13 protein-coding genes and 2 pseudogenes are annotated in these 18994 nt (G+C 45.2%); 12 read left to right on the forward strand and 3 right to left on the reverse strand.

From position 1 onward, the window contains the following. Positions 1 to 71: 71 nt before the first annotated feature. Both topA and ACHBIE_RS01940 read left to right on the forward strand, forming a co-directional pair. Positions 72 to 2165 (forward strand): type I DNA topoisomerase, encoded by a 2094-nt coding sequence (gene topA / locus ACHBIE_RS01935; RefSeq protein WP_394732594.1) that lies wholly within the window; start codon positions 72 to 74, stop codon positions 2163 to 2165. A 185-nt stretch (positions 2166 to 2350) separates the two neighbouring features. After that, a pseudogene (locus tag ACHBIE_RS01940) lies at positions 2351 to 3630 on the forward strand (helix-turn-helix domain-containing protein). Between the two features lie 64 nt (positions 3631 to 3694). Here the strand turns inward: ACHBIE_RS01940 and ACHBIE_RS01945 are convergent. After that, entirely contained in the window at positions 3695 to 4492 is a 798-nt protein-coding gene (locus tag ACHBIE_RS01945) for an XRE family transcriptional regulator (RefSeq protein ID WP_105122790.1), read from the reverse strand. A 100-nt stretch (positions 4493 to 4592) separates the two neighbouring features. Between ACHBIE_RS01945 and ACHBIE_RS01950 the strand changes: the two genes are divergently transcribed. Next, positions 4593 to 5099 (forward strand): hypothetical protein, encoded by a 507-nt coding sequence (locus ACHBIE_RS01950; RefSeq protein WP_394732595.1) that lies wholly within the window; start codon positions 4593 to 4595, stop codon positions 5097 to 5099. Between the two features lie 11 nt (positions 5100 to 5110). Further along, a complete protein-coding gene (locus ACHBIE_RS01955) occupies positions 5111 to 5383 on the forward strand; it encodes a hypothetical protein (protein WP_105110579.1) in 273 nt (90 codons plus the stop codon). Positions 5384 to 5436: 53 nt separating this feature from the next. Here ACHBIE_RS01955 and ACHBIE_RS01960 read toward each other — a convergent pair whose 3' ends face one another. Both ACHBIE_RS01960 and ACHBIE_RS01965 read right to left on the reverse strand, forming a co-directional pair. Continuing rightward, on the reverse strand, positions 5437 to 5763 hold the full coding sequence (locus tag ACHBIE_RS01960) for a hypothetical protein (RefSeq protein ID WP_105110578.1): 327 nt from the start codon (positions 5761 to 5763) through the stop codon (positions 5437 to 5439). Between the two features lie 46 nt (positions 5764 to 5809). Further along, a complete protein-coding gene (locus tag ACHBIE_RS01965) occupies positions 5810 to 6184 on the reverse strand; it encodes a hypothetical protein (protein ID WP_105122792.1) in 375 nt (124 codons plus the stop codon). Positions 6185 to 6589: 405 nt separating this feature from the next. On the opposite strand from ACHBIE_RS01965, the gene ACHBIE_RS01970 reads away from it, so the two are divergent. The 8 genes and pseudogenes from ACHBIE_RS01970 (at position 6590) to addA (ending at position 18994) form a co-directional block, all read left to right on the forward strand. Continuing rightward, positions 6590 to 6976, forward strand: coding sequence for a hypothetical protein (locus tag ACHBIE_RS01970; RefSeq protein ID WP_125265615.1), 387 nt, complete (start codon positions 6590 to 6592; stop codon positions 6974 to 6976). Between the two features lie 162 nt (positions 6977 to 7138). After that, entirely contained in the window at positions 7139 to 8422 is a 1284-nt protein-coding gene (locus ACHBIE_RS01975; RefSeq protein ID WP_105122793.1) for an O-acetylhomoserine aminocarboxypropyltransferase/cysteine synthase family protein, read from the forward strand. A gap of 111 nt (positions 8423 to 8533) precedes the next feature. Continuing rightward, positions 8534 to 9850 carry an FAD-containing oxidoreductase gene (locus ACHBIE_RS01980; RefSeq protein WP_394732596.1) on the forward strand — a complete coding sequence of 439 codons (1317 nt, stop codon included), beginning with the start codon at positions 8534 to 8536 and terminating at the stop codon, positions 9848 to 9850. An 82-nt stretch (positions 9851 to 9932) separates the two neighbouring features. Continuing rightward, complete coding sequence (locus ACHBIE_RS01985) at positions 9933 to 10550, forward strand: DUF5052 family protein (RefSeq protein WP_105122795.1); 618 nt, start codon at positions 9933 to 9935, stop codon at positions 10548 to 10550. Further along, positions 10550 to 11053: a GNAT family N-acetyltransferase gene (locus tag ACHBIE_RS01990; RefSeq protein ID WP_105122796.1), complete on the forward strand. Its 504-nt coding sequence runs from the start codon at positions 10550 to 10552 to the stop codon at positions 11051 to 11053. Before ACHBIE_RS01985 ends, ACHBIE_RS01990 begins: the two co-directional genes overlap by 1 nt. Next, positions 11050 to 11727 (forward strand): annotated as a pseudogene (locus tag ACHBIE_RS01995) (DNA alkylation repair protein). The gene ACHBIE_RS01990 and the pseudogene ACHBIE_RS01995 overlap by 4 nt, the downstream one beginning before the upstream one ends. 386 nt (positions 11728 to 12113) lie before the next feature. Beyond that, positions 12114 to 15386 (forward strand): ATP-dependent nuclease subunit B, encoded by a 3273-nt coding sequence (gene rexB / locus ACHBIE_RS02000; RefSeq protein ID WP_394732597.1) that lies wholly within the window; start codon positions 12114 to 12116, stop codon positions 15384 to 15386. Then, the gene (addA, locus tag ACHBIE_RS02005; protein ID WP_394732598.1) at positions 15383 to 18994 is read left to right on the forward strand and encodes a helicase-exonuclease AddAB subunit AddA; all 3612 of its coding nucleotides are present in this window, start codon (positions 15383 to 15385) and stop codon (positions 18992 to 18994) included. The genes rexB and addA overlap by 4 nt, the downstream gene beginning before the upstream one ends.

Below are 18994 nucleotides of genomic sequence, written 5' to 3' on the forward strand. Positions count from 1 at the left end.
AATAAAAATCTTGACACTAGCTGAAAAATAGTATATTCTTTGTGAGTTAAAAATATTTGTAAGGAATGAGAATGGCTACAAAAACAGTTAGTAAGAAAAAAACAGCGAACAAGAAAAATCTGGTTATCGTAGAGTCGCCTGCCAAGGCCAAGACCATTGAGAAATATCTTGGTAAAAATTACAAGGTAGTTGCCTCGGTCGGACATATCCGTGATTTGAAAAAATCCAGCATGTCCATTGACTTTGACAATAACTACGCACCAGAATACATCAATATTCGTGGTAAAGGGCCGCTCATCAATTCTTTGAAAAAAGAGGCCAAGAATGCCAAACAAGTCTATCTGGCGAGTGACCCGGACCGGGAAGGAGAGGCGATTTCCTGGCATTTGGCCCACATTTTGGGCTTGGATGAGCAGGACAAAAACCGTGTGGTATTCAATGAAATCACCAAGGATGCGGTAAAAAATGCCTTCAAGGAGCCGCGTGCTATCAACCATGACTTGGTCGATGCCCAGCAGGCCCGTCGGGTCTTGGACCGTATCGTAGGGTATTCGATTTCGCCAATCTTATGGAAAAAGGTCAAGAAAGGCTTGTCGGCAGGGCGCGTGCAATCCGTTGCCCTCAAGCTCATCATTGACCGAGAAAATGAAATCAACAATTTCAAGCCGGAAGAATACTGGACCATTGACGCTACCTTCAAAAAAGGAACGAAAAAATTCCAGGCATCATTTTATGGAGTGGACGGCAAGAAAGTCAAAATCGAAAACAATGACCAAGTCAAGGAAGTCTTGGATAGGCTAAAGGGTGATGATTTCTTGGTGGAGCAAGTCGAACGCAAGGAGCGGAGACGCAATGCGCCATTACCGTACACCACTTCCACCATGCAAATGGATGCGGCCAATAAAATCAATTTCCGTACGCGGAAGACCATGATGATTGCCCAGCAGCTTTATGAAGGGGTCAGTCTTGGAACAGGCGGCACGCAGGGTCTTATTACCTACATGCGTACCGATTCGACGCGGATTAGTCCAGTGGCTCAGGAGCAGGCTGCTGCCTTTATCACAGAGCGGTTTGGTCAAAACTATTCTAAGCATGGCAGCAAGTTCAAAAATGCCAGTGGTGCCCAAGATGCCCACGAGGCTATTCGTCCGTCCAATGTCAATCTGACCCCAGAATCCATTGCCAAATATCTGGATAAGGACCAGCTCCGTCTTTATACACTGATTTGGAATCGTTTTGTAGCCAGCCAAATGGCTGCGGCTGTATTTGACACCATGAGCGTTCGTCTAGGGAAAAATGGTGTTCTCTTTGCGGCTAATGGTAGCCAAGTCAAGTTTGACGGTTATATGGCGGTTTACAACGACTCAGACAAGAATAAAATGTTGCCGGATATGGAGCAAGGTGATACGGTTACTCGGACCGCTACCAATCCTGAGCAGCACTTTACGCAGCCACCAGCTCGCTATTCTGAGGCGACACTAATCAAGACCTTGGAAGAAAATGGTGTTGGTCGTCCATCTACCTATGCACCGACCATTGAGACCATCCAAAAACGCTATTATGTTAAACTGGCTACCAAGCGATTTGAGCCGACAGAGCTGGGCGAGATTGTCAATAAATTGATTGTTGAATTTTTCCCAGACATCGTCAACGTCAAATTTACAGCCGAAATGGAGCAGAAATTGGACGACGTTGAGGTTGGAAAAGAGCAGTGGCAGAAGATTATCGATAGCTTCTACCAGCCTTTCAAGATAGAGTTGACCAAGGCTGAGGAGCAAATGGAAAAAATCCAAATCAAGGATGAGCCTGCGGGATTTGACTGTGACGTTTGTGGTCATCCCATGGTCATCAAACTGGGACGATTTGGTAAATTCTACGCATGTAGCAATTTCCCAGATTGCCGCAATACCAAGCAAATCACCAAGGAAATCGGCGTGACCTGTCCAGTCTGTCATCAGGGTCAGGTCATTGAGCGCAAGAGCAAACGCAATCGTCTTTTCTACGGTTGTGACCGTTATCCAGAATGTGAATTTACATCTTGGGATAAGCCGGTCGGTCGCGCCTGTCCAAAATGTGACCATTATCTGGTTGAGAAGAAGGTTCGTGGTGGTGGCAAGCAAGTCGTCTGCCCGAACGGTGATTATGAAGAAGAAAAGATTAAGTAAACTTTTGTAGAAATCAAATGGATGAGCCTGTCGACTTGGTGGTGAAAAGCCTCAAGCCAAGTCTGCATTTTGGTCGTCTATTCAAAGATAAAGCAAAAATCCTGTAGTTTTGATGATATGCTCCCCATATAGTGGACAGTGAAAAAACAAAAATTTTCACTAGAAACTATAAGGGGAGTGTTATTATGTCCAAAAGAAGTCCAAAATCTGTATCTGAGAAACTAGAAATAGTTCTCATTCACTTGGAAGAAAGGAAATCACTTAGTTGGTTAACTAGAAACCAAGGCATTTCTAAAGACACCCTATCGAACTGGGTTCGGAAGTACAAAGAAGCTGGTGTTTAGAGGCTAGAGTAGAGTCGTCGCTGGACGAAATATAATAAGGAACTAAAGGAACAAGCTGTTTCCGACTATCTCAATGGCCAAGGAAGTTTAAGAAGTCTCAGTGAAAAGTACGATATTTCTGACCCTTATGTTCTCAGATCCTGGCTAAAAAGTTATACTAGTGGTAAAGAACTGAAAGCTACTAGTAAAGGAATGAGACGCATGAAACAAGGACGCAAGACAACATTTGACGAACGGGTTGAGATTGTGAATTCTACTCTTGCCCACGAGAAAGATTACCAAGGGGCTGTTGAGAAGTATGGTGTTTCCTACCAACAGGTCTATTCTTGAGTCAGAAAGTTCCAGAAGGAAGGTTCTAACGGTCTCCTAGATCGTCGTGGGAAAGGCCTGGAAAGCAAGCCTAATCTGACTCCAGAAGAAGAGTTACGCCTTAAAATCAAGCAACAGGAAGAGCGGATTAAGTATCTTGAAATGGAGAACGGCCTGCTAAAAATGGTAGAAGAAATCAAACGACGAAATCGACGGTAAGACTTGGTCGCCACTTGGAAACTTTTCAAACAATTAAAGAATATGCGGATGAGCATGAAGAGGCTTCTATCAGCCGCTTGTGCCGTATTCTAAAGATATCTCGCTCAGGCTACTACAAGTGGTTGCGTCATCAAGAAACTCCTTCTGAACAAGAAAATACAAGATTGATAGATGTCATAAAGGAAGTTCATAGCCAACATAATGGTATTGTCGCTTATGTGGTTGGTCAGTTTAGTGATAATGAGTTGGTGTTAGAGACGCTTCGTAAATCTCGAAAAGCTAATCCTGATGCGACACCATTGATTCACAGCGACCGAGGTTCGCAGTATACTTCGAAAGATTATTACTGTTTAACTACCCAGTATCAGATGACACGCTCTATGTCTCGTGTTGGTAAGTGTATTGACAATGTACCAATTGAGAGTATCTTTGGGCACTTTAAGACGGAGTGCTATGATTTGAAGAAATATAAGACTTTTGAGGAGCTAGTTTTAGATATTGATGCCTACATCTATTTTTACAATCATCAACGTTTTCAAGAGCATAACAATGGCCTTGCTCCTATTGAAATGAGGAACAAGGCCGTCGTCTAATCTTTTATTATTTCATTGTCCACTTGACAGGGAGCTGTTCATGAGAACCACAGGATTTTTCATTTTATTCAGGAGAATAAATTTGGACGAGTTGACCAATTGGTCTGATGTCGTCGTCCTCAGACAAGGGAATATCATCATAGTCGGGATTAAGGGATTCGAGATAGGTTCCCTTATTTTTTTTGACAAAATTTTCGCCGTTGACCGAAAAAATTCCTACAGTGTTGAGCTCGACTTGGTGAGAGAGACGGATAAAGAGATAGTCACCGCTGGCAATGTAGGGCGCCATTGAATCTCCGACCACCTCAGCAATAGCATCGTATTCCTGTGGAGCAGGAATAGTATCAGCAGAAAAAGTGACTAGGTTATCAAAGTCGCTGTCCTGCCAATAACCGCTACCAGCAGACACCTTGCCTTGGACAGGAAGTTGGACGGTTTCTAAGTAGTCAGACAGCTTGACAACCTCACCTGACGGTGCATCTGAATCTGCCATGGTAGCTACCTGCTCAAAGCCAAAGTGAATCCATTTATCACGGTAGTCACCTACCAATATTTGGTCTAGTTCTTGCACCTGATTTGACATTTTGTAATGGAATTGGGCAAATTGTCCAGGTGTCAGGGTCAGGGCAATATCCTGGTCCTGGTCCAATTGGGCAATCAGTTCATGCACTGGGATGCCCATCCCAATCGCAATCTTTTCCAGAGTTTCCATGGTTGGTAGAAGGGGCTTCTTAGTCTTTGGATGCTGATTTTTTTCCAGCATAGAAATGTAACCCTTTGTTAGGCCGGATTTTTCCGCAAATTTATCCATTGATAGTTTTTCGTTTGTCCGGTAGTTTTTTAAAATGTCACCTAGAATCATGGCTCTCCTCCTTGATTGTTTAACTTATTTTACCATATCTTGAATAAAATATCAAGTTTTATGTTTAATACGTTTGACAAAAATCAAAAATAATGGTAAGATGATGAAAACAGAAGGATTGGAGGATAGACAAATGGAAGTTCGGAGGACTGAGATTCAGTGGGAAACCTTGTATCGGGTGTGGGAGAATTATGCTGAGCATTTTGGACTAGATACGGGTGATGTGTGTGTTGACAGCTTGTCTGAGGGTACGGCTGGCCTCATGACCATGCGCTTGCTGGCTAAATACCAGGGGAATCCAGAGGTGAGGGCTGCGATTTGGTTAGCTTCCTTTTGCCGAGATGTAATGCAGGATTATTCCTATTTGTTAAATAGCAGAGCCTATCAGTTAGTCAATCAGATATATTTTCCTGCCTTTGATTTATTCAAAGAGGATGGGCTTGCCTGGAGCAGTCATCTGAGTCGCTTGCAGCCAAAATTATTTATATCTTATCGGATATTAGAAGGGCTTGATTTGACAAACTACCAGTCTATTGTGGAGTTGGCCATGTTGCAGGCCAGTTTAACCAATCAATTTTACAATCGTTCCCTGTTGAGTCGTGTATAAGGAGAAATCAAATGAAACATCAGACTGAGTACCAGTGGGTATTGAAAAGCATGGTTGAGTATGAGAGGCGCTATGGTATTACTATCTTGCAGGAGCTGTGGTCTATGGGAGTTCGAGATGGTGAGGAAGTCAGTCGTTTGGTAGATGGTGTCATGGAAGCAACTCGAACTAAGGAAATGGTTTTGGATGTATCAGCCCTGGTCGGGCAATTTCGCTTGCAGATTGAACGGATGCGCTATCTTTATCAGACCAATCTTGGGCAGGAGGAAAGATTGGCAAGCTAGTTGGATATGAAAAGCACCTGAGAGTGCGTCCTCAAGTGCCTTGTAGGTGAATCCTATTCTGCCAGGAATCTATTTTCTTTTCTGTCAAATTTGTGCCCGCAGTACCGACAGTAGTAGTAGGTTCGGTCAGCTTCGTAGAGGGTAGCAAACCAAGCTCCTCGACTACCATTCAATAGGTGGCCCATCATAGCTGCAGTTCGAGAGTAGCGCTTTCTAGCCGGCTTGTAGGCTTGAATAGATGTGGACGAACATTCTGGACATCGGCTGGGCAGGTGGTGCTTATCATCTTCTGTCGTCGGGTGGAGCCTCCTGTATATACTGTAGGCAATGATTAGGGTAATAAGTCCAATAGGACCAATGTATTCTAGGAGATTTTTCATGTATCTTAAAATGTCTTCCAGGATTAGATTTGGCTGGGTGGTCATTCTAAGTGCGCAACTGACTTAAATATTGGTCATACTTTTCTAGAGGCACTACACCTAAGAGGCAGAGTGTTCCAATTAAGATTCCACGAAGCAGTTGCTGCTGGTTGCCTTTGGACAGCCAAACAGTGACAAATGCCGCTAACAATAGCAGAAGAAGGAAGAGGAGTTTTCTCCAAGGCTTTGGTTGAAAAAATGTTGGAGATTTAGGAGTAGCTTTCTTAGAGAAACGGACACTGTAACGAATTAAGATTCCTAAACTAATTGAAATGGAAATATACAATGAGTAGGGCATTAAGTAGATGGCTATGAAACTGTGCACTAGAAAAAGGAATAGGAGCTGACTCCAAATAGGTATGGTTAGCAATAATTTTTTCATAGTTACCCGTCCTTCCACAATGATTGACCATCACATTTTGTGTAGAAATATGTCATAGTTTTCTATGATAGTGACATTGTTTAAGAGGGTTCAAGTATAAACAAGGCTGATAGGTTATCCAGTCTTGAAATTGACTATATCATTCTCCAGAATTATTAGTTATTTGCCTTTTTGGAGGCATGAAAATGTGGGTTTCACTAAGATAAGTATAGCAAAAATTTGCTTGTTTTTCAAGGGAAATCTGGTCGAATCTCCTTTGAGGATTTAGTATAAAACCATAAGAAATTGTTATAGGATTATATGTCGTTTACCAGACATTTTTTTAGATTTATGTTAATATAGATTTGGAAGAGGATGTTATGCAAAGATGATATTCTTTTGCAAAATATAGAAAGGGGGCAAAATATGAGCAATCGTAAAGAACAAGAGGAACTCAAGTACCTCGAATCTAAGAAAGTTCTATTAGAGGCCCAGCTAGAGAACCTTCGTGACCGTAAAGGTCAGGTGGGTAAAGAAATTTCTCTGGTCTCTTCCAAACTTAATTCAGTCAATCAGAGGATCCAGGCATTGAAAGGCCGAAGCGATTTGATTGTTTCGGAACATGCAATGCTGCGTTATTTGGAGCGAGTTGAGCAGCTTGATGTTGCTATCTTGAATCGAATAATAGCTGAAGACGAGGAATTACAGAGCGTTGTAAAAACCCTTGGAAATGGGATTTTCCCAGTCAAGGGTAGGGGATTTAAACTTGTCATAAAAGACAACGTAGTTGAAACAATTACCCTTGATGATTAGTTGACTGAAATAGGTATTACCCGATAATCCATGATTATTGGGTATTTTTTCTTGTTTCTTAGAATGGTATAGTCTATAACTATAGCCTTGGATTAAAAATTTCTATTGGTCAAGCCTGTGAAAATAGAGTACAATGTTCAAAAAGAACAAAGGAGATCCCTTATGACTAGAGAATTTTCGTTTGAGACCTTGCAATTGCATGCGGGACAGGAAGTAGATGCGGCTTCAAAATCTCGTGCTGTACCAATCTATCAAACAACCTCTTATGTATTTGATGATGCCCAGGAGGCGGAAGACTTATTTGCTCTTCGCAAATTGGGAAATATCTATACTCGAATTACTAACCCTACAGTAGCAACCTTTGAGAATCGGATTGCAGCGCTAGAAGGTGGTGTTGGAGCTCTGGCTACTTCATCTGGTATGGCGGCTATCACCTATACTATATTAGCTTTGGCTCATGCCGGTAATCATATCGTAGCAGCAACAACTCTCTATGGTGGTACCTTTAATCTTTTCAAAGAAACTTTGCCACGCTATGGAATCACAACCACCTTTGTTGATATTGATGACTTCGAGGCAGTAGAAGCAGCGATTCAAGATAACACCAAACTAGTTTTTATTGAGACCTTGGGTAATCCGGTTATCAATGTTCCTGACCTTGAAAAATTGGCGGACATTGCACATAGAAATCAGATTCCACTGGTATCGGATAATACGTTTGCAACGCCATATCTCATCAATGTCTTCTCACATGGTGTAGATATTGCAGTACATTCAGCGACTAAATTTATCGGTGGACATGGTACAACAATTGGTGGTGTCATTGTTGACTCTGGTAAATTTGACTGGGCAGCATCTGGGAAGTTCCCGCAATTTGTTGAGGAAGATCCTAGCTATCACAATATCAGCTATACCCGTGATTTGGGTGCAGCAGCCTTCATTGTGGCGGTTCGTGTTCAATTGCTCCGTGACACGGGTGCAGCCCTAGCTCCATTCAACGCCTTCTTGTTGTTGCAAGGGTTAGAAACTCTTTCTCTTCGCGTTGAGCGTCATGTGTCCAATGCAGAAAAAGTCGTTGATTTCTTGCTCAATCATCCTAAGGTAGAATCCGTCAATTATCCTTCGCTGGACAATAGCCCTTACAAGGCACTGGCGGATAAGTATTTGCCAAAAGGAGTGGGGTCCATCTTCTCCTTCCAGGTAAAAGGCGGAGCCGAAGAAGCGCGTAAAGTCATTGATAGTTTGGAAATCTTCTCTAATTTGGCCAACGTTGCTGATGCTAAATCTTTGGTGGTCCACCCAGCTACTACCACACATGCTCAATTGCCAGAAGAAGCTCAGCTCGCAGCAGGTGTCACTCCAAATCAAATCCGTCTTTCAATTGGTCTCGAGAATGTAAATGACTTGATTGAAGACTTGAAGATAGCCCTAGACAGCTTATCATAAAATAGAATCGACTTGGACGATGGTTCAAGTCTTTTTTCGTAGCAAAATTCTGCCAAAATGCTTTTTTTTTTGCTAGAATGAAGATAAGTAAATAATGTTAGGAGTGATCTCGTGGAACAATTTGATTTGTTGGTTATCGGATTTGGTAAGGCAGGTAAGACCCTGGCTGGGAAGATGGCCTCACTTGGTAAAAAGGTAGCTCTTGTCGAGGAAAATCCTGCCATGTTTGGTGGAACCTGTATCAATATTGGCTGTATCCCAACCAAGACCCTCTTGGTAGCAGCAGACAAGAACTGGACTTTTGACCAGGTCATGGAGCAAAAGGAAACTATCACAACTCGTCTGCGCAATAAGAACGAGATGGTGCTGAAAGGCAGCGGTACGACTCTTATCCAAGGTTCTGCGCGTTTTACGGCTGATAAGGTGGTTGAGGTTGTGGCTGGTGATGAGCGTTTGGAAGTGACAGCTGAGACTATTGTCATTAATACTGGCGCAACATCACGTGTCCTTCCAATTCCTGGTTTGACGGAAACTGCCCATGTCTACGATAGCACGGGCATCCAGAATCTGGAAACTCGTCCTGAAACCTTGGCAGTGATCGGCGGTGGCAACATCGGTCTGGAATTTGCAGTGCTTTACAACAAACTGGGCTCCAGCGTGACGGTATTTGAAGCTGGCTCTGCTATTCTTTCAAGAGATGAGGAAGGGGTGGCAACTATGGCCAAGGGCTATATGGAAGAGGCGGGCATCCGCTTTGTGTTGGACGCAAAAATCGAGCAGGTAGCTAGCCAGGGCGAGCAAGTGGCTCTCACGGTCAACGGTGAAACCCAGGTCTTTGATGCGGTTCTCTATGCGACAGGGCGCGTGCCAAATACGGCTGATCTGGGCTTGGAAAATACGGCCATTGAGACCTTGCCAAATGGTGCTGTTAAGGTGGATGACTACTGTGAAACCACGGTTCCCGGTGTCTATGCCGTGGGCGATGTCAATGGCGGTCCACAATTCACTTACACTTCGCTAGACGACTTCCGTATCGTCTTTGGCAAGTTGACAGGGACTGGCACCTACAGCCTCAGTCAGCGCAAGTCAGTACCGACTAGCATCTTTATCGACCCAGTCCTTTCGCGTGTCGGTCTGACGGAGAAGGAAGCTCTGGCAGCAGGTTTTGAAGTGGTTGCCAATGAATTGCCAGTAGCCAATATGCCACGTGGCCATGTCAACAATGACCTTCGTGGTATCTTCAAGGTGGTCGTGGACAAGAAGACCAATCTGGTTCTTGGGGCAACGCTCTTTGGCCGCAATTCGGAAGAACTGATTAACCTGATTGCTATGGCCATTGACAACAAGATTCCATATACCTACTTCAAGACTCAAATCTTCACTCACCCAACTATGGCTGAGAACTTGAATGATGTTTTTAACTTCTAAGAACACAAACATTCAACCGTCCAAAGGGGCGGTTTTTCCATTTTCATGCTACAATAGTTCTATCAAACCTAGGAGGTTGTTTATGAAATTGAAACAGAAGTTGGCCTTGACTGCCGTTTTGGTACTTAGCCTGGTTAGCCTGTCTGCCTGTCAGTCGGTTTCCAATTGGTTCAAGAATGCCAAGGAAGAATGGATTGGTCTGGAAATGACAGTCCGCACTTTCGATGAAAATTCCCAGCTAATCGATGAAATGTCTGGTAAGTCCCTATCGATTTCGCGGAATCCTGACTTTGATTCTGTTGATGCCGAAGGCTTTTCCAATGCGGATTCGTCTGTTTTGAAAGTCACCCTCGGCAAGTACGAGATCGACCACGTAGGCTCATCGCTGATTGCAGCAGAAGAAGGGCTGGAGGACGTTTTTTCCAAGTTCCAGGACACAGTCGACATTGATGAGACGGGTCGAAATATTCCCCTGGTCAACCGCATGGTCAACCGCCTCAAAAACGAGTTTACTGGCAAGGAAAAAGTGGTCCTCATCCGCTCGCAGAACGGCACCCCTCTGGCTACCTATGCTGGTGATAAGGTCTCTCTCTATGCGTCCGATGCGCCCAAGACATCCGAGCTCCTCATTGACGGCAAGCGACTGATTATCTACCGCTGCGACTACACTATCTACGATCGTGAGCTTTTGGAGCAATAATGATTACCATTCGGAACGCAGAGATTGCAGATTCGGGAGCCCTGGTGGCCATCTACGCTCCCTATGTCGAGCAGACAGCCATTACCTTCGAGACCCAGGTGCCGACAGTCAGTGAGTTTGAGGCCCGTATCCGCAAGGTCCGAGAAAAATTTCCCTATCTTATCGCAGAAGAAGGGGGAAGGATTGTGGGCTATGCCTACGCAGGGACCTACTATGCTAGGGCAGCCTATGATTGGACAGTGGAATTATCCGTCTATCTGGACCAGTCTGCTAGAGGGAAGGGCATCGGAAGTTTGCTCTATGACCGCCTGGAGGAGGAGTTAATTGCTAGAGGATTTAAGAATTTCCTGGCCTGTATCGCCCTGCCCAATCCTGCTTCAATTGCCCTTCATGAAAAGCGGGGCTATGAGCAGGTGGCTCATTTCAAAAAAGTTGGCTATAAGTTTGACAAATGGCACGATATTATCTGGTTGCAGAAGAGTTTGGTCGAGGACAGTGAATGAAGATTGAGGAATTAGAAAAACGCCTGCGAGCAGTCGCGGACCCTAATCAGGTTCCAGCCATGGAGGCCTATATGAAGGACCATTTTCGATTTTTAGGTGTTCGGGCCCAGGTTCGCCGGCAGACAGCCAAGGAATTTTTTAAGGAATGTCAATCGGTGGGCCTTGACTGGGATTTTGTCCAAGCCTGTTGGAATCAGCCTTATCGGGAATTCCAGTATGTGGCTATTGACTACCTGGTGACCAAGAAATAGGACTTGCAGCTGGAGGATTTACCCAAGCTCAAAGAGTTGGCCCAGACCAAGTCCTGGTGGGATACGGTGGACGGTCTGGACAAGTTGGTTGGAAAGATTATCCTGGACCATCCAAAAGCTAGTCAGGTCATGCTGGATTGGAGTGTCCATGAGGATTTCTGGCTGAGACGATTGGCCATTGACCACCAGTTGTTGAGGAAGGACAAGACTGATACGGATTTGTTAGAAAAAATCCTGATAAACAATCTCAATCAGAAAGAATTTTTCATCAATAAGGCGATTGGTTGGGCTCTGCGGGATTATTCCAAGACGAATCCAGAATGGGTCAGGGCATTTATTGCTCAGCACAGAAGTCAGATGGCGGGTCTATCCATTCGCGAGGGGTCCAAGTATATCCAGAATGAATGCCTTGCATTTTTCTGAAAATCTGCTAAAATAATACCATGCGATGAGCCGAGTAGTGACTTTGTCACATTCGACGCTAGGGAGGTCTTCATTAGATTGAAACGCAGGAGCGGACCTTGGTTAGATGCTGTGAACCTTCTAACCTCATCGGAAACGATGCCCTTGCCCACCCTTGAGGTGGGCTTTTTTTGGTATAATGGAAAAAGAACCTGTATTCACAGTTCGGCACTTTTATCTAAGGCTAGTTTTCTACTACTCATCGTTAGTTTTTTAGAAATACAGTCAGTATTCCTTCAAAAAACGGTCCTAATTATCAAAAAACTATCTCTTACCTAAATGTACCTTACTTGTGAGTCCAGATTATAAAGAACAGTTCATAGACGCCAGAATTGTGTGAGGAAACCATGAAGTTATATTATTCAGACATCAGCAATGATATTACCAAGAAGTTGACCGCTTTAGCACTGGAAGAGTCCCATCGGGTTCAACGGGTATTTTACATTGCGCCCAACTCCTTGTCCTTTGAAAAGGAAAAAAAGGTCCTATCCTACCTGCCGAGAAAGGCTAGTTTATCAATCCTGGTGACCCGCTTTGCGCAAATGGCCCGTTATTTTATCTACCATGAAGAGAACAGCAAAAAAGCGTTGGATGATTTGGGCTTGTCCATGATGGTCTATCGAGTTTTAGCACAGTTTGAAGATGGTGATTTGCAGGTCTATGGCCGCTTGAAGAAGGACCCGGCATTTATTGAGCAGGTGGTCAATCTTTACAAGGAATTGCAAACCTCCAACATGCCCCTTTCTGCCTTGGAAAATCTGGAGACTTCTGCCAAGCAGGCAGATATTATCAAGATTTTGTCAGCCTTGCAGGACGTTCTCATGGACGAGGATTATGAAAATGAGACCAAGTTGGCGCAATTCAGATGGAAAGTAGAGTCAGGTCAATTGGATGACCAGCTCAGCCAGGTGGTCCTGATTGTGGACGGTTTTACGCGTTTTTCAGCTGAAGAGGAAGCCCTAATTGCCAGCCTTCATGGGCGTGTAGCGGAAATACACATTGCCAGCTATGCCAGCAAAAAAGCCTACCAGGAAACTCATCTTGAGGGGAATGTTTTTCAAGCCAGTGTTGAATTTCTCCGTCACTTGGCTTTTAGCTACCAGACCAAGCCCATTTTCATGGACGGAGTTGATCAAGGCAAGTTGACAAGGGATGATGGCGATGTTCCGAGGCCATCCCTTGCAAAACTCTCCAAAAATATTGAAAGCCAGTTTGATTATTCCAAACCTGCCTATGAGCTGACTGAAGAGGATTTGTCAGCTATTGAAATCTGGGAGGCTACCAATCAAAAGGAGGAGGTTGAAGCGGTTGCTCGTTCCATTCGTAAAAGATTGTTTGAGGGGACTCGCTATAAGGATATCCTAGTCCTGCTAGGTGATATGGATAGCTACCAACTTCAGATTGGCAAGATTTTTGATAAATATGAAATCCCCCACTATTTTGGCAGGGCTGAGGAAATGAGCCACCATCCGCTGGTGCATTTTGTGGAGTCCCTGGAGCGTCTAAAACGCTATAATTTTCGGGCGGAGGACCTGATTAACTTGCTGAAATCTGGTCTCTATGGCCAGCTGGAGCAGGGGCACCTGGACCGCTTCCACGCTTATATTACCTTTGCGGATCTCAAGGGCCAGGCTAAGTTTTCTCGTGATTTTACGGTCAATAGCAGAGCGAATTATGATTTGGAGGTTTTGAACCAGCTACGAGAGAGCATTATGGCACCTCTGACACAGTTTTTCAAGGCTCGTCCGCAATCAGGCCAATCCCTCCTAGAAAAATTCATGGAGTTTGCCCGTAGCATCAACTTGGCTGAAAATATGGCTGCCTTGTCAGAGGGACTGAGCCAGCTGCAAATTGAAAAAGAGGAAGAGGTTTGGAAGGCTTTCTGCCATATTCTGGAAGTTTTTCAACACTTGTTTGCCAAGGAAACCCTGTCGGTCGAAGATTTCCTTTCCCTACTCAAGGCGGGTATGCAATCTAGTCATTACCGGACCGTGCCAGCTACGGTGGATGTAGTGTCTGTCAAGTCCTATGATTTGATTGAACCGCATACGGCCAAGTATGTCTATGCCCTGGGGTTGAGCCAGTCGAATTTCCCAAAAGTTGCCAAGAATACAGGTATTTTGACCGACGAGGAGAAGGCCAGGATGAATGAACGTTCGGACTCCCTATCCCAGTTCCACATTCCTAGTCGGGAAAATGGCAAGAAAAACCATGCTACCTTTATGTCCTTGCTGCATTCGGCGACTGAGCATCTGGTCTTATCAGCTCCGCAATTGTACAATGAAGGTCAGGAATTAGTCTCTCCTTATCTGAAGCTATTGACGGGCTTGGGTGTGAAATCCATTGAAAAAGGTCGGAGGAAGACCCTTCTGCCAACGGATGTCGGGCATTTTAATGGTCTCCTATCCCAAGTAATTAAGCTCAATCCTGAGGAATTGGCTACAGAAGAGGATACTGATATCAAGAACTTTTGGTCGGCGGCTGTCCGTTATCTTGATAAGAAGTTAAAGCAAAAGGGCGTTACCATTCCGACAATTTCCAGCCAATTGCGCAGTCAGAAGCTGGCCAAGAAAACTCTGGCAACCCTCTATCCAGTTGACCAGCCCTTGAGGTTGTCGGTGTCTAGTTTGACGGACTTCTACAAGAATGAATACCTCTTTTTCATTAAGCATGTCCTGCGTTTGAAGGAGCAGGATTCTATTCGACCGGATGCTCGTAGCCATGGGAATTTCCTCCATCGGATTTTTGAGCGCGTGACCATGGACCACAGCAGTGCCTTCTTCGATGAAAAGTTGGAGCAGGCCATTGCAGCAACCCGTCAGGAAAAGGATTTCCAGGCCCTATACGGTGAGAATGCCGATAGTCGTTATTCGGAGCAAATTTTGTTGGACGTAGCGCGTGCAAGTTCCCTCGTTTTAAGAGGCGATAATCCTGTGCGAGTCTTGGCCAATGAAGCAGTGTTTGGTCAAAACGAGCAAGCCCATTTAGAACTAGAAGGTGGTCGTAAGCTACAAATTATCGGTAAGATTGACCGCCTGGATCAGCTGCTATCAGACCAGGCTTTGGGTGTGGTTGACTACAAGTCCAGTGCCAATAGCTTTAAGATTGACAGATTTTACAATGGCCTTAGTCCCCAGCTCATTACCTATCTGTCGGCCATTAGTCAGATGAAGGATGCTGGGCAGACAGATAAGGTATTTGGTGCCATGTATCTGCATTTGCTGGATCCCATTGTCAAATTAGCCGATACTAAGGGGCAGGACCAGGTTCTTGCCGAAGCATACAAATCCTTGGTTTATAAGGGCTTATTTATCGAAGAGGAGAGCAATCGTCTCAGCCAGCTCTATCATAAGACTAAGTCCAGTCTTTATAGTCGCGAGGAATTAGGGCTTCTAATGGCCCATAATGAGAAATTGTATCGCCAGGCAGCCAGCCGCATTTTAGAGGGGAAATTTGCCATCAATCCCTATACAGAAGATGGACGTTCCGTTGCAGGTGACCAGCTCAAGGCCATTACCGGATTTGAAGCAGACCGGCATCTGAGCCAGGCTCGTGTCTTGGTCAAGGGTGGTAGGCGAGAAGACTGGTTAGAGCGAATGAAAGGAGGGAGCCAATCGTGAGCTTTCAAGCATTTTTAACCGAAGAAGAAATCAAAGAGATTCAGGCCCAGGAACTGGCTTCCGAAAAAGACCAGAAGCGAACTCCAGAGCAGATTGAGGCCATTTACAGCCATGGGCAGAATATTTTGGTGTCCGCATCAGCGGGCTCAGGAAAAACCTTTGTCATGGTCGAGCGGATTTTGGACAAGCTCAAACGGGGTGTCCATATCGACCAGCTCTTTATCTCCACCTTCACGGTCAAGGCGGCCGGTGAATTGAAGGAGCGGATTGAGAAAAGGCTCAACACGGAAATCAAAGAGACGGTGGATGAGGACATTCGCAGGCATTTGACGGCTCAATTGGCTGAATTGGGCAATGCGGATATCGGAACCATGGACTCTTTTACCCAGAAATTGGTCACGATTTATGGCTATGAGCTGGGCGTGGCGCCCAATTTCCGTATAATGACAGATAAGAATGAGCAGGATTTGCTGAAAAATGAAGTGTTCGGTGATCTCTTTGCAGATTATCTGTCTGGAAAAGATGGCAAGTCGTTTGAGCAATTGGTTCGGAATTTCTCCGGCAACCGCAAGGATAATAAGAATTTTCGGGAATTGGTCTACCAGATCTATGACTTTAGCCAGGCAACTAGCGCACCAGACAAGTGGCTGCGGCAAAATTTGCTCAAGGGCTATCAAGTTTATAAGGACTGGGAGAGCCTGCCTAGCTCTAGCCTAACAGGTTTGCTAGCAGCCATGCTTCAGGCTGCTGATGACTTGCAGGACTTGACTGATTTGCCGGATTACAAGCAAAAAACAGCCAAGGGAGAGGATACGGCGGCCTACAAGAAGCACCAATTGATTTTCCAAAGTCTGCGCGAATGGGCCCAGGAATTTGACAGGAATATGGATGCGGCCCGCCTGCTGGAATTGACTGGCAAATTAGTGGACATCCTCCCTTCGTCCAGCGATGTCACAGTGGCTGGGGTCAAGCACCCTATCTTTAAGCAGCTCAAATCCCACTTGCAGAATCTCCAGTTTTTAGAGACAATTTTTGCCTACCAGCCCCATGTCTTGCCACTTATGAGGATTTTGCAGGAATTTGTTTGCGATTTCTCTTATCAATATTTGCAGGCCAAGATGCAGGAAAATGCTTTTGAGTTTTCTGATATCAGCCATTTAGCCATCGGTATTTTAGAAAGCAATGCGCAGATTCGCCAGCATTTCCAAGAAAAGTACCATGAGGTCATGGTGGACGAGTATCAGGATAACAACCACACCCAGGAGCGGATGTTGGACCTCTTGTCAAATGGGCACAATCGCTTTATGGTGGGAGATATCAAGCAGTCCATCTACCGTTTCCGTCAGGCGGATCCTCAGATTTTCCAAGATAAGTTCGAGCTCTACCAGGCCAATCCAGAGGCTGGCAAACTGATCCTGCTCAAGGAAAATTTCCGTAGCCGGGTAGAGGTCATCGATGCGACCAATGCTATTTTCACGCGCCTCATGGACAAGGAAGTGGGGCAAATCAAGTATGATGAGACCCATAGCCTGGTTGCTGGTAGTGAGGAGCAAGGGAAACAAGAACTCATCCTGCCCAATAATGAGATGGAGTATTTGATTTACAATACGGATATATCTGACGAGGAGCAGGAGGAGCAATCCTTTACAGCTGGCGAGGTGGAGCTGGTGGCCAAGGAAATCATTCGCCTGCATAAGCAGGAAGGAGTAGCTTTTTCAAAGATTACGCTACTGGTGCCAAGTCGGACCCGCAACGATGCTATCTTGACCAGTTTTGAAAAGCATGGTATCCCCTTGGTAGCGGATGGTGGTATGGCTTCCTATCTCAAGTCGCTGGAGGTCATGGTCATGCTGGATACCCTGCGGACCATTAACCAGCCACTCAATGATTATGCCCTGGTAGCCCTGCTCAAATCCCCTATGTTCGCATTTGATGAGGACCAGTTGGCTCGTCTGGCTCTCCAGTCAGAGTCTGGATTTTTCTACGACAAGATTCAGCTGGCTCTATCGGGTCAATCGGAGAATGCAGACTTGATTGAGCAGGATTTACTGGAAAAAGTTCAGAAGTTTGATGCCGTCTTGTCAGACTGGAGAAAATTTGCCAAGCTTCATTCCATTCACGACCTGATTTGGAAGATTTTCAATGACCGCTTTTACTATGATTATGTGGGTGCTCTGCCCAATGGTCAGAAGCGGCAGGCCAATCTTTATGCCCTGGGCTTGCGGGCCAATCAGTTTGAAAAGACAGGATTTAAGGGCTTGTCACGCTTCATCAGCATGATTGATAAGGTCCTAGCCAGCGACAATGACCTGGCCGAGGTAGAAGTGGCTGTTCCCAAGGATGCTGTCCAGCTCATGACGGTCCATAAGTCCAAGGGCTTGGAGTTCCAGTATGTCTTTCTCATGAATATGGACAAGAAGTTCAATGCCATGGAAAGTCGGGCGCCTTATATTCTCAGTCGGGAAAATGGCCTGGGCATCCAGTTTATCGCAGATATGAAAGACCAGTTTGATACGCCGCTCCTGCATGTGCGCGTGCAAATGGACACCCTTCCCTATCAGATAAATAGCCAGGAGCTGAAAATTGCCAACCTATCGGAGCAAATGCGCTTGCTCTATGTAGCCATGACCCGTGCGGAGAAAAAACTCTATCTAGTGGGCAAGGGCAGTCAGGAAAAATTAGCTACTCGCTACGATGGCAAGCGTCAAGATGGCGTTCTTGCAAGGGCCAGCAGAGAGAGCATGACCTCTTTCCAAGACTGGGTGCTAGCCATTGAGGCGGCCTTTCCAGACCAAGACCTGCATTTCAAGAAGCGCTTTATCCAAGACACTGATTTGGTATTTACTGATGAGGATAAGTTGGAAATGCCTGACAAGCAGACCAATCCTGGGGGCAAAGACCAGCGACAGTCTAAAGCTATTTCAGATACTATCAAGCAACTAAAAGGTGTCGAAGAGCTCAATCAGCGTTACAAGCCAGCTATTGATTTGCCGACCTTGCGAACGCCAAGTCAGATTAAAAAACTCTATGAGCCGGTCTTATCTGAAGAGGCCCTGGATGTGATTGAACCGAGACAGACAGAGCATTCCTTTAGCTTACCGAATTTCACTAAACACAAGCAGGTGACGGGTGCTGATATGGGGTCTGCCATCCATGAGCTCATGCAGGCTATTGATTTATCATGGCTGGTGACAGAGGATACGGTTAAAGAAGCTCTTGCCCGTGTGCAGGCTGATCAGGCTGTCAAGGACAGGATTGATACTCAGAAGATTTTGGACTTTTTTGATACAGATTTGGGACGGGAAATCTTGTCCAATACTGACAAGCTACACCGAGAGGCACCTTTTGCCAGTATCCAAAAAGATGCAACTTCTAAAGAGGAATTTGTCCTGCGTGGAATTATAGACGGCTACATCCTTTATGAGGACCATATCGTTCTGTTTGATTACAAGACCGATAAATACAAGCATCCGGAACAATTACGAGGACGTTACCGGCAACAAATGGCCCTCTACGCTGCCAGCTTGAGACAGGCCTATGCGATTGACCGAGTGGATTCATACTTAATTCTTTTGGGCGGAAATCAGATAGAGGTTTTGTCCCTCTGA

Source organism: Streptococcus sp. A23 (genome assembly GCF_043674155.1).
In the GTDB taxonomy this organism is placed as follows: Bacteria; Bacillota; Bacilli; order Lactobacillales; family Streptococcaceae; genus Streptococcus; species Streptococcus suis_V.

Bases quoted from the DNA above. Each gene is read 5' to 3' on its own strand.
- rexB (WP_394732597.1), top strand. From the start codon at position 12,114: ATGAAGTTATATTATTCAGACATCAGCAATGATATTACCAAGAAGTTG.
- topA (WP_394732594.1), top strand. From the start codon at position 72: ATGGCTACAAAAACAGTTAGTAAGAAAAAAACAGCGAACAAGAAAAAT.
- ACHBIE_RS01965 (WP_105122792.1), bottom strand. From the start codon at position 6,184: ATGAAAAAATTATTGCTAACCATACCTATTTGGAGTCAGCTCCTATTC.
- ACHBIE_RS01970 (WP_125265615.1), top strand. From the start codon at position 6,590: ATGAGCAATCGTAAAGAACAAGAGGAACTCAAGTACCTCGAATCTAAG.
- ACHBIE_RS01985 (WP_105122795.1), top strand. From the start codon at position 9,933: ATGAAATTGAAACAGAAGTTGGCCTTGACTGCCGTTTTGGTACTTAGC.
- ACHBIE_RS01990 (WP_105122796.1), top strand. From the start codon at position 10,550: ATGATTACCATTCGGAACGCAGAGATTGCAGATTCGGGAGCCCTGGTG.
- ACHBIE_RS01975 (WP_105122793.1), top strand. From the start codon at position 7,139: ATGACTAGAGAATTTTCGTTTGAGACCTTGCAATTGCATGCGGGACAG.
- ACHBIE_RS01960 (WP_105110578.1), bottom strand. From the start codon at position 5,763: ATGAAAAATCTCCTAGAATACATTGGTCCTATTGGACTTATTACCCTA.
- ACHBIE_RS01955 (WP_105110579.1), top strand. From the start codon at position 5,111: ATGAAACATCAGACTGAGTACCAGTGGGTATTGAAAAGCATGGTTGAG.
- ACHBIE_RS01950 (WP_394732595.1), top strand. From the start codon at position 4,593: ATGATGAAAACAGAAGGATTGGAGGATAGACAAATGGAAGTTCGGAGG.
- ACHBIE_RS01945 (WP_105122790.1), bottom strand. From the start codon at position 4,492: ATGATTCTAGGTGACATTTTAAAAAACTACCGGACAAACGAAAAACTA.